Raw genomic sequence first — 12,924 nt, 5'->3', positions numbered from 1 at the left:
TAAGAATGGATATTCTGTCATGATTTCTCGATAATTTGAATACATATGCGGTGATTCACCCATCATGGCAGAATCATTGGAGAGATTCCTGGAAGACACGGAATGCGTGGATTGGACCGACATGCTCGTCACCAGAGAGACCGCACAGGCGATCACAGGCTGTGTGACCGACGAGGAGAAGGTCAAGGCGATATTCGAATTCGTACGTGATGATATCAGCAACGCGATGAACATAGATTCGGTCGCACTTCCTTGGACGGCATCCACGACCATCAGGGCGATGATCGGTAATGATGATGCTAAGGCCATGGTGTTAGCCGCTATGGTACGCGCATTGAAGATCCCTGCAGGATTCTGTTATCAGCGCTTGACCGTCGTCGATGACGACAGCGAAGGACATTATCTCCATTGCTATAATGCAGTATATCTCGATGGGAATTGGGTGAAACTCGATGCAAGCGGACGTCTTGGAGCCAAGGATGTAAGGTTCTGTAAGATAGAGCCAGATCTCGCATTCATCCCGCGTGAGGTGTACGGCGAATGCAACGTCCCCGGAATATTCGCTGAGCCTTATGCTCCATCCGTGGATGTCATCAGGAATGCAGGGAGTATCTCCGATATCATATTCGGACTCCCCGATTCCATAGACGTCGAGCCCGACATCAAGGAATGAATCATTTCAGGTATTGATTCACGATCTTGATGGCGCAGACATCGCCGCACATCGAACAGCCGTCCTCCTTCTTGGTACAGCCGCGTTCCCTGTATGCTTTGGCCTTGACAGGGTCGATGCAGACATCGAACATGGCCTCCCAATCGAGGTTCTTCCTTGCGATGGCCATCTTGGTATCGGCGGCATGCCCTTTGCCGCGCATCATATCGCCTACGTGAGCCGCGATCTTCGATGCTATGAGGCCTTCCTTGACATCATCAACGTCAGGGAGCGAGAGGTGTTCTGCAGGTGTGAGGTAGCAAAGGAAATCCGCACCTGCCTTCGCAGCGATCGAACCTCCTATGGCGCCTACGATGTGATCGTAACCTGGAGCTATGTCCGTGACGAGAGGGCCCAGGACGTAGAACGGGGCGTTGTGGCAGAGTTGTTTCTCAAGCATCATGTTGCCTTCGATCTGATCCAACGGCATGTGTCCGGGACCTTCCACCATCGCCTGTACGCCCGCTTCGCGGGATCTCTTGACGAGATGGCCTAAAGTCCTGAGCTCCGATATCTGTGCCGCATCCGATGCATCATCTATGCATCCCGGTCTGAAGCCGTCTCCGAGCGATAATGTGAACTCGTACTTCTTGGCAAGCTCGAGGAGATAATCGAAGTTCTTGTAGAGTGGATTCTCCTCCTCATTATGCAGTATCCAAGCTGTGAGGAACGAACCTCCGCGCGAGACGACATCCATGATCCTTTCGGATTCCTTGAGCCATCTGACGTTCTCCATGGTTATCCCGCAGTGGACGGTCATGAAGTCCATACCGTCCTTGGCGTGCCTCTCTATCCCATTGAACATATCGTCTTCGGTCATCTCTACGACAGCGTTCTTCCTTGCTGCCGTCAATCCGATCTGATATATCGGTACTGATCCTGTCATCACAGGACACTCTTTCAGGATGGTCGCACGTATGGCATCGATGTCCCCGCCGGTACTGAGGTCCATGACAGCATCGGCACCGTAGTTCAATGCGACCTTCAGTTTCTTGAGTTCATCATCCATGCAGACCATGTCCCTGGATGTTCCGAGGTTGACATTGACCTTGATCCCCATCCCTTCTCCGATGGCCGAGGGTATCGGATCGTGGTTCGGATTCGATGGAGCGACTATACGTCCTGATGCTATGCCGTCCATCAGGAACCTCTCGGTCACGCCTTCTTTCTTGGCGATGGTCTTGAACTGTTCTGTTACTACGCCGTTCGCGGCATCCTGCATTATGGTGGACATCGACACACCCAACCTCATGGTATGTTATTACACTTTCTTAGGCGGTCGTGGAAGAAAGGTCGCATACGGGACATCGTCCCGTATGGACCCGATCAAAAAAGTTTTGGAATGTGTGGATCTTCAATCCTTGTCGTCCTTGGATTCCATCATCTTGAGCAGGGATTGGTTGCAACCGTTGCATCCGCCGCTGCAGTTGCAACAGCCCTTCCCTTTCCTCTTGCCGTTGATGAGGACGATCATCGCCACTATGACAGCGACCGATATCCCGGCTATCACGATGAGATCTCCGATGTTCATGCTGTCTCCTCCTTCGTGTACGGTTCCTTCCTAACGATCAATGCCACTATGGCAACGATCGACAATATCGCAATGATCCATCCGCTTACGACTGCGGTCTCCCCGTAGATGAGGGATGCGATGACGTAGATGATGGATGCTACCGCATATGCGAACACACATTGGTACAACACTGCCGCACCTGTCGCTTTCCAAGTTCCAAGTTCCCTGTGCATGGCGCCTATGGCTGCGAAACACGGGGCGCAGAGCATGTTGAACATCAGGAATGACAATCCTGCCGCGGGCGTTGTGATAGCGGCGAGAACAGTGTAGATCGCTTCACCCTCATCATCGACCGAGAACAGTGTCGCAAGGGTGGAGACGAGGTTCTCCTTCGCCATCAGGCCTGTGATCGAACCTACGGTGAATTGCCAATTGTCCCCCCAACCCAATGGTTGGAAGATTATACAGGTGGCACGTCCGAACGATTCGAGCATTGAGCCTGTAGTACCATTGTCGCCGACGTATTGGAATGCGCCGTTGTAACTTGCGAGGAACCATATGAGGATGGATGCGAGAAGTATCAATGTACCTGCTTTCTTCACGAATGCGAATCCTCTGTCCAATGTTCCCTTGAGGACGTTGATCCAACTAGGTATGTGGTATGGGGGCAGTTCCATGACGAATGGGGCAGGCCTTCCTGACAGTCCTTTGAATTTCTTCAGGATGATCCCTGAGACCAATACTGATACGATACCTACGACGTATACGAACAATGCGATCAGACCGTTGTTGTGGAATAATGCACCAGCGATCATAGCGATCACAGGAAGTTTAGCACCGCACGGGACAAATGTCACCGTCATCGCGGTAATCCTCCTGTCCCTCTCGCTCTCGATGGTCCTCGATGACATGATACCGGGGACACCACAGCCCATCCCGACAAGGAGGGGGATGAATGATTTTCCGGAAAGTCCGAAGAATCTGAACACGCGGTCCATCATGAATGCGGCCCTCGCCATGTATCCGATATCCTCAAGGATACAGAGTGCAAGGAAGAGTATGAGCATCTGGGGCAGGAATCCTATTACGGCACCCACTCCGCCTACGACACCGCTAACCAGTAGCGATGTGAGTTCGTCGCTGACATCCATGTCGGCGCACCAATCCGCGACAGCGGGTTGGAGACTCTCCTCGATCCAACCGTTCAGCATATCCGTGAAGTACGTACCGATACCAGGATAGTCGCCGTATCCGATGATGCCCATGAACAGGACACCGATGACGGCGATGAACATCGGAAGGCCGAAGATCCTGTGCGTGATGACCTTATCTACACGATCGGATAGTGTCTCCGCATTCTCCTTGACGCCTTTCCTGACGCATTTGGATACGATGTCCTCTATGATCCTGTATCTCGCATCGGTGATTATCGAAGCGGCATCATCCTCGTATTCCGCTTCCAATCCGTTGATGTCATCGGATAGTTCGTTCCTTGAATCTTTGAGTTCAGTGGATATGATCTCGTCATTCTCGACGAGTTTGATCGCGAACCATCTGATGTTCTTCTCGGGTACTTTCCCGCGGATCTCCTTCTCCGAAGCATCGATCAAGGATTCGATGCGATCGTTCATCCTTATCGGTTTGGACGGTACCTTCGACGAACCCGTATCGACGATGGCTTTCGTCAATTCCTTGAGTCCTGTGCCCTTCAATGCCGATATCGGTACGACCTTGCATCCTAGGATGTCGGTCAATGCCTTCACATCGATCCTGTCGCCGTTCTTATCGACAGTATCCATCATGTTCAATGCTACAACGGTCGGGATGTTGAGATCGAGCAATTGCAACGTAAGATAGAGATTCCTCTCGATGTTGGATGCATCCACGATGTTCAGGATGACATCCGGCGACTCCCCAACAAGGAAGTTCCTTGTGATGTTCTCCTCTGGCGTATATGGGGACAGGGAGTAGATACCAGGCATGTCCACCAGTTCCGCGTCGGTCCTGTGAATCGTACCTGTCTTCTTCTCTATCGTCACACCAGGCCAGTTGCCCACATGCTGTTTGGCACCCGTGAGTTTGTTGAAGAGAGTGGTCTTTCCGCTGTTCGGATTACCCGCCAGCGCTACGGTGATTCCCATTCTTAGGCCTCCTGTGGTCAGACTACCTCTATCATCTCTGCCTCTACCTTCCTCAGGCTGAGCTCATATCCTCTGATGGAGATCTGTATCGGATCCCCCAGGGGAGCTACCTTCCTAACGTAGATGCTGCATCCCTTTGTGATGCCCATGTCCATTATGTGTCTTCTAACTGGGCCGTTCCCGTTCAATCTTGTCACACGAACGGTGTCGCCGACCCTGATATCTTTGAGAGTGGTGACACCACTCCTGGAATTCGAATGAATACCTGTTATCATAATTTTAGGTAGAACTAAATGATATATAAATTAGGCGCTACTAAAAATATTTCGTTATGCCTAATATCCTTCATACCTCTCTACCTGCTCTCGCGTGCACGCGCGCGCACAAACTATATAGTAAAGGGAACATACGGAAGCAGAAGATGCGTCATAGCATCAGGCGTGATGAAATGGATGGGAATAACAGCGGTTCTGCATACGGTGCGGACAGTATAGTGGTTCTCGAAGGTCTTGAGGCAGTTAGGAAGAGACCCGGTATGTACATAGGAAGTACGGATACCAGGGGTCTGCACCATCTGGTCTATGAGGTCGTGGACAACAGTATAGACGAGGCGATGGCCGGTTATGCGGATCAGATCTATGTATGGATCAACGAGGATGGTTCATGTACGGTACAGGATGATGGGCGTGGAATACCGACAGGTATGCACGAAAAGGGAAAGTCCGCATTGGAACTTGCTCTTACCGAACTCCATGCCGGAGGTAAGTTCAACAAGAACAGTTACAAGGTATCGGGAGGGCTCCACGGGGTCGGTGTCTCGGTGGTGAACGGTCTGTCCGTATGGTTGGTCGCTACCATTGACAGGGATGGTAAGAGATTCCGTCAGTCATACCACAGAGGCATACCTGACGGACCGGTCGAGATCATCGGCGAATCCGACAGGACAGGGACGACTATCACATTCCTCCCAGATCCTGAGATCTTCGAGACAGTAGAGTTCGATTACAACACACTCCAGAACAGGTTCCGCAATCAAGCATTCCTGAACAAGGAGGTATCCATCAATTTCGAGGACAAGAGGTCCGGGAACAAGGAGACATTCCACTATGATGGGGGTGTCTCGGAATTCGTCCAATACATCAACAGGACGAAGTCACCCATCCATCCCACTCCGATCTATCTTCACGGCAAGTACGATTACACCGATGCTTCCGGGGACAATCAGATAGACATCGATATCGCGATGCAATGGACGAGCGATTATTCAGAGAGCATCGTCTCGTTCGTCAACACAATAAGCACGCCTGAGGGAGGTACGCATCTCGCAGGATTCAGAACAGCATTGACGAAATGCTTCAACGATTTCGCCAAGGACAAATCATTCGCCAAAGGGATATCATTCGAAGGTTCCGATATCCGTGAGGGACTCACGGCTGTCGTCAGCATCAAGATCCCCGAACCGCAGTTCGAAGGACAGACGAAATCGAAGCTCGGTAACAGCATCGCACAGACCGCAGTCTCGAGCTTCATGATGTCAAGACTATCGGAATATCTCCTTGAGAACCCCAAGGTCGGGGACATAATCGTCAGGAGGAGCGTGGAGGCATACACAGCAAGGGAGGCCGCACGTAAGGCAAAGGAGACCGCAAGGAGGAAGAGCGTCTTCGATTCCAACGCACTCCCCGGAAAACTTGCTGATTGTTCCGATAAGGATCCAAGCAAATGCGAATTGTACATCGTCGAGGGAGACTCTGCAGGAGGTTCCGCCAAACAAGGCCGCGACAGAACATTCCAGGCGATCCTCCCCATCAGGGGTAAGATCCTCAATGTCGAGAAGGTCAGACCCGATAAGATATTGGAATCCGCAGAGATAAAGAATCTCGTCACCGCGATAGGCGGTGGTGTAGGCGGTGATTTCGATGTCAGCAAGATCAGATATCACAGGATCATAATCATGACCGATGCCGATGTCGACGGTGCACATATCGCGACATTGTTATTGACGTTGTTCTACAGGCAGATGAAGCCATTGATCGAGGCAGGACATGTGTATCTCGCGATGCCTCCGCTGTACAGGGTCGCCAAAGGGAAGAAGGAGATCTATTGTTACAACGATGCAGAGCTTGCCGCAGCCACTCAGGAGCTCGGACAGGGATGCAACGTGAGCAGATACAAGGGTCTGGGAGAGATGAATCCACACCAACTGTGGGAAACGACCATGGACCCATCGAGGAGATTGATGAAGAGGGTACAGATCACCGATGCGCAGTTGGCGGACCACCTGTTCTCAATCCTCATGGGCGATGCAGTAGAGCCGAGAAGGGACTACATAGTGGAACATGCCCACGAGGTAGTCAATTTGGATGTGTGATAACATGGCAGACGATTGTGAGAACGATACACCTATCAGGGATCAGATAATCGCACAGCCCATCGAGAGGGAGATGTCCCGTTCATACGTGGATTACTCCATGAGTGTGATCGTCGGACGTGCATTGCCGGATGTCAGGGACGGACTCAAACCTGTCCACAGAAGGATCCTCTATGCGATGAATGACCTCGGTATCCCGTACAACAGGCCGCACAAGAAATCGGCAAGGATAGTCGGAGAGGTCCTAGGTAAGTACCACCCGCATGGAGATACGGCTGTCTACGATGCGATGGTGAGGATGGCGCAACCATTCTCATTGAGATATCCTCTCGTGGATGGTCAGGGTAATTTCGGTTCAGTGGATGGTGATTCGGCAGCAGCGATGCGTTACACCGAGGCACGTCTGACGAAGATGTCGGCGGACATGCTCGCCGACATAGACAAGGATACCATCGATTTCGTCGACAATTTCGACGGATCGTTGAAGGAACCCGTCGTCCTTCCATCCAAGGTACCTAACCTCCTTGTCAACGGTTCAGCAGGTATCGCCGTAGGTATGGCTACCAACATGCCTCCTCACAACCTGAGCGAGGTCGTGGATGCCACGGTATACGCCATCGACAATCCCGATGCGGATGTCCCTGAGCTCATGCAGTTCATCAAAGGTCCCGATTTCCCCACAGGAGGGATAATCCATGGACTTGGAGGCATAATATCTGCATACAAGACCGGTCGCGGTAAGATCAAAGTCAGATCCAAGACCCATTTCGAGGAGAAGTCGAACGGTAAAGTGATGATCATCGTCGATGAGATCCCATACCAGGTCAACAAGGAGAGACTGATAGAACAGATTGCTGACGCTGTCAGGAACAAGGACATCGAAGGTATCACCAACGTGAATGATGAATCGGACAAGGACGGTATGCGTATCGTCATCGAGCTCCACAAGGATGCTATGGAATCCGTCGTGTTGGAGAATCTGTTCAAACACACTCAGATGGAGATAACATTCGGTGTGATCAATCTCGCATTGGTCAACAACAAACCGATGCAGCTCACACTGAGAGAACTCATCAGACAGTACATCGAGCATAGGAAGGAGGTCGTGAAGAGAAGGACCGCGTTCGATCTCGATGTAGCAAGGAAGAGATACCACATCCTCGAGGGTCTGATGGCAGCCATCAACCGCATGGATGAGGTCATCGAACTGATCCGTGCATCAAAGAACGCGGATGAGGCATCGGAAGGACTTCAGAACCTGCTCTCCATCGACGCGGATCAGGCGAAGGCCATCCTCGATATGAAATTACAGAAACTCACGGGATTGGAGATCGACGGTGTCATCGGAGAGTACAATGACATCAAGAAACTGATGATCGATCTCGAGGACATCCTCGCGCACGAGGGAAGGGTCCTTCAGATAATCAAGGATGAACTCGTGGAGATGAAGGAAGGATACGGGGATGAACGCCGTACGGAGATCGACCCCAACGCCATCGACAGCGATGAGGAGGATCTCATCCCGAGAGAGGAAGTCGTCATCACCATAACCAAGGACAATTACATCAAGCGCATCCCGCTGAGGACATACAAACAGCAGGGTCGCGGAGGAGTCGGCCTCATAGGTATGCAGACCAAGGAGGAGGATGATGTCGCTAACATGTTCGTCACATGCACACATGACTATATCATGTTCATAACGAACACCGGACGTCTGCATTGGCTCAAAGGATACAAGATCCCGGAGGGAAGCAGGCAGTCCAAAGGTAAACCGATCGTCAACATGCTTCCGGACCTCGAAGATGGAGAGAAGGTCGTCAACACGATCAGCGTATCAGAATTCACCGATGACAAGGCATTGGTGTTCTGTACCAAGTCGGGAATCATCAAGAAGACCATCCTCAGCGCATACGGGAACATAAGGTCGAGAGGTATCAAGGCCATCAAGCTCGAGGAAGGGGATGAACTGATAAGCACAGGCATCACCGACGATACGAACGAGATCGTCATCGCCACCAAACATGGACAGGCCGCAAGGTTCGATGAATTCGAGGTCCGTGCTACAGGCAGGGATACGATGGGTGTCAAGGGAATAACGCTCTCAGGCGATGATGAGGTGGTCGGTATGACCATAGTGAAGCCCGAGGACATGATCCTCTCGGTATCCGAGAACGGTTTCGGAAAGATATCCGTGGTCGATGAGTACCGTAAGACACACCGTGGCTCCAAAGGGGTCATAACCATGAAAACGACCGAGAGGAATGGTTCCGTCGTCGCCATCAGCAAGGTATGCATGGATGACGAGCTCATGGTCACCAGCAAACAGGGTAAGATGATACGTATCAAGGTATCCGAGATACGTGTGACCGGCCGTAATGCCGCTGGTGTGAAGATAATGGATATGCGTAATGATGACAAGATCATCGCACTTCAGGCAATATCATCCGTGAGGGATGACGATGAGATCGAAGAACCTGACGCTTGAGGTCCTCTTCGCCATCGAATGGATCGCCACTTTGGCGATCCTCATCCTCCTCATGATGTCCGAAGGAGGCGCATACAGGACGATACTCATTGCATGCACAGCCATACTTCTGGTGCTCGTGACAGGCACCATCATCTACCTGTACAGGAATGGCGTCGCTTCCAAGGATGCACATCTGAGACTTGTCCCTGGTAGTAGCGATGCCATGAATGGTAGCAAGGGCCACTAAAACACTTTGAATATGGGCGGTTTTAAGCCGCCCTTTTCCATCAAGTTTTAATATGGATTCTCCATTGGGAGGATTACGCCGCGGTAACTCAGCAGGTACGAGTGCATGACTGAAGATCATGAAGTCGCTGGTTCGATCCCGGCTCGCGGCACCAATCCCCTTTTAACGTTCTAAAGCATTCATACTGGTTGATAGATATGGACACGGTCCTGATGGATGTGAGCGACCCTAATTTAACATTATCTCAGATCATGTCGATGATGGAAAGATATCGTGAGGATCATCCGGATATGGACGTCTATATCGATGGTGATGCCAGGGTCATCATGGCAAGGCCGCTTAAGGTATCGAAGGATGATTGAGATGGGAAGAGGAAGGATCACTATCGGCCTGTATAATTCGTACGATTCACAGAAATTCCGTGAACCCCATAGAAGGGTGATCGCAAGGGTCGGAGGTCTCGCCATGGCATTCAATATGAATCTGGCACTCTTCGGATTCCCGTTCCCTGAGGATATAAAGCAACCCAAGGAGTTGGCCGAATGGGTCGCAGGGACCACAAGCATCGGATCCCACGGGGATTATTTCATGGATCTTGCGGGATTAGGCAGATTCCTCAGTTTTCCATATCCTGATAAGGGATTCCCGCCTCAATTGGGCGAACCCATACTGACCACCAGTAAACCGGATCAGAAGAAATCCATAACCCTTCGTCAGACGGCGAATATGGTATCGAATGGTCAGAGTGTCCTTCTCATATTCGGTCTCGGACCTCACGGCGTACCGAAAGGTCCTGCCTCCATACCGAGATACAATCTAGACATCACCGATGGGAAGTATTCCCTCGAGACCTGCACAGCATTGGGTGCGGTGACAGGTGCACTCCACGCGATGTTGGATCAGTAATGTTCGTAGAGGATGTTCTCTGGTTCGAACAGCACACCGCTGCCTTCTTCGACACGACCTACGATGGACGCGTTGGAATATTCCTTGGCGATCGATTCTGCATCATCCGCGGGTGCGATTATATCGAACCCCATGCTCATATTGAGTGTCTGGTAGATTTCCTCGGTGGTTATGTTGCCGAGTTCCTGTATCTTCTTGAAGATGGGTGCGGGTTCTATCGGATCGTCGATTATGTATTTGCATGATTGATTCATGCGGAGTATGTTCCTGAGTCCGCCACCGGTTATGTCGACCAATCCATGGATCTCATATTTCCTGGTGATGTCAAGGACTTGTCTCACATAGATCTCAGTGGGTGTGAGGAGTTCCTCGCCGACGGTACCTTTCAATCCGGAGACCTTATCCTTCATGGTGTATCCTGCGTTCTCGAAGACCTTCCTAGCGAGTGTTAGGCCGTTGGAGTGTATCCCTGACGATCTCAAGGATACGATCACATCCCCTTTCCTACATGCCTGTCCGGTGATGATCCTGTCCTTGGGTACGAATCCAAGACATGTTCCCGAGAGGTCCACGCCATTCACCATCTCAGGGAGGACAGCGATCTCGCCGCCCACAATCTCCATGTTGGAGAGTTCCGCACCTTTCTGAAGTCCTCTTCCGATCGCTTCAGTGATGGCATCATCCGGTCTGTCGATCGCTATGTAATCAACGAAGGACATGGGTTCTGCACCTACGCAGATGGTATCATTCACATTCATGGCGATACAATCGATACCGACCGTATCCCAAATTCCTAGTTCCTCTGCCACGAGGAGCTTGGTACCGACGCCATCGGTAGCCAACGTCAGATAGTTGTCACCGAAGTCTATCAGGCTAGCAAAAAGATTCTTCATGCGGACCATCTGACCGATGCCCTCTCTCTTGAACTTGAGTTCCTTGACAAGTGATTCGATAGCACTCGATTTGGCATCTATGTTGACGCCTGCTTTGGCATAGGTCCAGTTTTTCGGCATGGTATCTCCGCTCATATGATGGAGCCAATGACTTTATAGATTATGTTAACGGTTTCGATACAACCAAGGGGATATCCTGTCATGATAGTGTACTTCTCTGCTACGGGCAATTCGAAACATGTGGCGCACAAGATTGCGATGGAGATAGATGATTGGGCACGTCCGATAGAGGAACTTAAGCTCGAGAAACATGTCGAGGCCCGTGCTGGTGGGGTGTTCGGTATCGTATGTCCGACCTACTTCTGCGGCATACCTGTGATCATGGAGGAGTTCCTGAAGAAGGTCAAGATGTTCGTAGGCGAGGATTGCTATTTCTTCTTCGTATCCACATATGGTGGGAATTCAGGCATGTCCGCGGATATGGTGGAGGAGATCCTCAACGAACGCGGTCTGAATCTCGATGCCAAATATGGCGTGAAGATGCCGGATACATGGGCCCCGATAATCGATCTCAACGACAAGTCGAAGATAGCAGCGATCAATTCCGATGCTGACAAGAACATACTGAGGATCGCCGAACAGATCAAGAACAGAGAGAAGGGTAATTTCATAAAGAACAAGAAATCGAGATTCTTCGCGAAATTCAACTATCGTGTCTATGACAGGATGAGGGAGACCAAGAACTTCATCGTCACCGATGCATGCACTGGATGTAAATTATGTGTCAAGAGATGTCCGATAAAGGTGATCGGGATGGTAGATGATAGACCGTCATGGATCACGGATCAGTGTGTGATGTGTCTCGGTTGCTACCACCGCTGTCCTATGAACGCCATTCAATACGGCAGTAGTACGAAAGGACACGGACAATACATACATCCGAACGATCTTGACGAAACCGATAAAGCATAGGTGTACGTAAGGTGGACCATGTCGATGCATGAGAGATGGCTCGATGAGAGACATCACGAACATTACTATAAGCTTGCGAAGAAGCTTGATTACCGTTCGAGGGCATCATTCAAGATAATGCAGATAGACGACCGTTTCAACATCTTCAAGGAAGGGGATTCGGTCGTGGACCTAGGTGCGGCACCGGGAGGATGGCTGCAGGTCGCAAAGGAGCGTGTCGGCGAATCCGGAAAGGTCATCGGCGTGGATCTGAGGCCGATAAAACCCATGGAAGGCGTGACGACGATCCTCGGGGATATAACAGATGACAACACCATGCTGAAGCTCCTCGAAAGCTTCGGAGGGAAAGCGGATGTCGTGCTGTCGGACATGGCCCCAAACATAGCAGGCGCGTACGCCACGGATCATGCAAGATCCGTACATCTCTGCATGTTCGCAGTCGATGTATGTGATAGGATCCTCAAGAAGGACGGGAAGATGGTTATGAAGGTGTTCATGGGCGATATGCTCCCTCAGCTCAAGAAGGAATTGGAGAAACGTTTCCAGAGCGTGAAGGTCCATTCCCCGGATGCATCGAGACCGACATCATCAGAAGTCTATGTGATATCCAAAGGTTTCCTTGCCAAGACTGTTGTTGACTTGAAACCCATCGCACCGCCTGAGAAGAAGAAGGAATTCACCAAGAAAGGCAATCTTCTCTGA

Annotated in this window: 13 protein-coding genes and 1 tRNA gene; 9 read left to right on the top strand and 5 right to left on the bottom strand. The window is 50.9% G+C overall.

Annotated elements, in window-relative coordinates:
* Positions 1 to 64: 64 nt before the first annotated feature.
* On the top strand, positions 65 to 673 hold the full coding sequence (locus tag ACI2NF_RS02245) for a transglutaminase-like domain-containing protein (protein ID WP_400146952.1): 609 nt from the start codon (positions 65 to 67) through the stop codon (positions 671 to 673).
* A 1-nt stretch (position 674) separates the two neighbouring features.
* On the opposite strand, the gene thiC is transcribed toward ACI2NF_RS02245, so the two are convergent.
* From thiC to ACI2NF_RS02225, 4 genes are all read right to left on the bottom strand, one after another.
* Complete coding sequence (gene thiC, locus ACI2NF_RS02240; protein WP_400205307.1) at positions 675 to 1,946, bottom strand: phosphomethylpyrimidine synthase ThiC; 1,272 nt, start codon at positions 1,944 to 1,946, stop codon at positions 675 to 677.
* A 120-nt stretch (positions 1,947 to 2,066) separates the two neighbouring features.
* Positions 2,067 to 2,243 (bottom strand): hypothetical protein, encoded by a 177-nt coding sequence (locus tag ACI2NF_RS02235; RefSeq protein ID WP_400146954.1) that lies wholly within the window; start codon positions 2,241 to 2,243, stop codon positions 2,067 to 2,069.
* Positions 2,240 to 4,366, bottom strand: a complete 2,127-nt coding sequence (feoB, locus tag ACI2NF_RS02230) for a ferrous iron transport protein B (protein WP_400211005.1) — start codon at positions 4,364 to 4,366, stop codon at positions 2,240 to 2,242. Before feoB ends, ACI2NF_RS02235 begins: the two co-directional genes overlap by 4 nt.
* Before the next feature lie 17 nt (positions 4,367 to 4,383).
* Positions 4,384 to 4,641 (bottom strand): FeoA family protein, encoded by a 258-nt coding sequence (locus tag ACI2NF_RS02225; RefSeq protein ID WP_400149443.1) that lies wholly within the window; start codon positions 4,639 to 4,641, stop codon positions 4,384 to 4,386.
* A 173-nt stretch (positions 4,642 to 4,814) separates the two neighbouring features.
* Here ACI2NF_RS02225 and gyrB point away from each other — a divergent pair, with 173 nt between their 5' ends.
* The 6 genes from gyrB (at position 4,815) to ACI2NF_RS02195 (ending at position 10,357) form a co-directional block, all read left to right on the top strand.
* Entirely contained in the window at positions 4,815 to 6,737 is a 1,923-nt protein-coding gene (gene gyrB / locus ACI2NF_RS02220; RefSeq protein ID WP_400195968.1) for a DNA topoisomerase (ATP-hydrolyzing) subunit B, read from the top strand.
* 4 nt (positions 6,738 to 6,741) lie between these two features.
* On the top strand, positions 6,742 to 9,222 hold the full coding sequence (gyrA, locus tag ACI2NF_RS02215) for a DNA gyrase subunit A (RefSeq protein WP_400149445.1): 2,481 nt from the start codon (positions 6,742 to 6,744) through the stop codon (positions 9,220 to 9,222).
* Positions 9,197 to 9,451 carry a hypothetical protein gene (locus tag ACI2NF_RS02210; protein WP_400146963.1) on the top strand — a complete coding sequence of 85 codons (255 nt, stop codon included), beginning with the start codon at positions 9,197 to 9,199 and terminating at the stop codon, positions 9,449 to 9,451. The genes gyrA and ACI2NF_RS02210 overlap by 26 nt, the downstream gene beginning before the upstream one ends.
* 77 nt (positions 9,452 to 9,528) lie before the next feature.
* Positions 9,529 to 9,605: transfer RNA gene (locus tag ACI2NF_RS02205), tRNA-Phe, on the top strand.
* A gap of 43 nt (positions 9,606 to 9,648) precedes the next feature.
* Positions 9,649 to 9,813, top strand: a complete 165-nt coding sequence (locus ACI2NF_RS02200; RefSeq protein WP_400146965.1) for a hypothetical protein — start codon at positions 9,649 to 9,651, stop codon at positions 9,811 to 9,813.
* Positions 9,806 to 10,357 carry a DUF531 family protein gene (locus tag ACI2NF_RS02195; protein WP_400211004.1) on the top strand — a complete coding sequence of 184 codons (552 nt, stop codon included), beginning with the start codon at positions 9,806 to 9,808 and terminating at the stop codon, positions 10,355 to 10,357. Before ACI2NF_RS02200 ends, ACI2NF_RS02195 begins: the two co-directional genes overlap by 8 nt.
* On the opposite strand, the gene purM is transcribed toward ACI2NF_RS02195, so the two are convergent.
* Positions 10,351 to 11,370, bottom strand: coding sequence for a phosphoribosylformylglycinamidine cyclo-ligase (gene purM, locus ACI2NF_RS02190; RefSeq protein WP_400211003.1), 1,020 nt, complete (start codon positions 11,368 to 11,370; stop codon positions 10,351 to 10,353). The two genes, ACI2NF_RS02195 and purM, sit on opposite strands and share 7 nt — an antisense overlap.
* A gap of 42 nt (positions 11,371 to 11,412) precedes the next feature.
* On the opposite strand from purM, the gene ACI2NF_RS02185 reads away from it, so the two are divergent.
* Both ACI2NF_RS02185 and ACI2NF_RS02180 read left to right on the top strand, forming a co-directional pair.
* The gene (locus ACI2NF_RS02185) at positions 11,413 to 12,222 is read left to right on the top strand and encodes an EFR1 family ferrodoxin (protein ID WP_400150701.1); all 810 of its coding nucleotides are present in this window, start codon (positions 11,413 to 11,415) and stop codon (positions 12,220 to 12,222) included.
* 24 nt (positions 12,223 to 12,246) lie between these two features.
* Positions 12,247 to 12,924 (top strand): RlmE family RNA methyltransferase, encoded by a 678-nt coding sequence (locus ACI2NF_RS02180; RefSeq protein ID WP_400195972.1) that lies wholly within the window; start codon positions 12,247 to 12,249, stop codon positions 12,922 to 12,924.

The sequence above is a fragment of the Candidatus Methanarcanum hacksteinii genome, assembly GCF_964305265.1.
GTDB classification, from domain to species: domain Archaea; phylum Thermoplasmatota; class Thermoplasmata; order Methanomassiliicoccales; family Methanomethylophilaceae; genus Methanarcanum; species Methanarcanum hacksteinii.
Note: the sequence above shows the minus strand (reverse complement) of the source record. Positions and strands in the feature narration are given on the sequence as shown.

Bases quoted from the DNA above. Each gene is read 5' to 3' on its own strand.
- ACI2NF_RS02185 (WP_400150701.1), top strand. From the start codon at position 11,413: ATGTTAACGGTTTCGATACAACCAAGGGGATATCCTGTCATGATAGTG.
- ACI2NF_RS02210 (WP_400146963.1), top strand. From the start codon at position 9,197: ATGAGATCGAAGAACCTGACGCTTGAGGTCCTCTTCGCCATCGAATGG.
- feoB (WP_400211005.1), bottom strand. From the start codon at position 4,366: ATGGGAATCACCGTAGCGCTGGCGGGTAATCCGAACAGCGGAAAGACC.
- purM (WP_400211003.1), bottom strand. From the start codon at position 11,370: ATGCCGAAAAACTGGACCTATGCCAAAGCAGGCGTCAACATAGATGCC.
- ACI2NF_RS02245 (WP_400146952.1), top strand. From the start codon at position 65: ATGGCAGAATCATTGGAGAGATTCCTGGAAGACACGGAATGCGTGGAT.
- ACI2NF_RS02225 (WP_400149443.1), bottom strand. From the start codon at position 4,641: ATGATAACAGGTATTCATTCGAATTCCAGGAGTGGTGTCACCACTCTC.
- gyrB (WP_400195968.1), top strand. From the start codon at position 4,815: ATGGATGGGAATAACAGCGGTTCTGCATACGGTGCGGACAGTATAGTG.
- ACI2NF_RS02180 (WP_400195972.1), top strand. From the start codon at position 12,247: ATGCATGAGAGATGGCTCGATGAGAGACATCACGAACATTACTATAAG.
- thiC (WP_400205307.1), bottom strand. From the start codon at position 1,946: ATGTCCACCATAATGCAGGATGCCGCGAACGGCGTAGTAACAGAACAG.
- ACI2NF_RS02195 (WP_400211004.1), top strand. From the start codon at position 9,806: ATGATTGAGATGGGAAGAGGAAGGATCACTATCGGCCTGTATAATTCG.
- ACI2NF_RS02200 (WP_400146965.1), top strand. From the start codon at position 9,649: ATGGACACGGTCCTGATGGATGTGAGCGACCCTAATTTAACATTATCT.
- gyrA (WP_400149445.1), top strand. From the start codon at position 6,742: ATGGCAGACGATTGTGAGAACGATACACCTATCAGGGATCAGATAATC.
- ACI2NF_RS02235 (WP_400146954.1), bottom strand. From the start codon at position 2,243: ATGAACATCGGAGATCTCATCGTGATAGCCGGGATATCGGTCGCTGTC.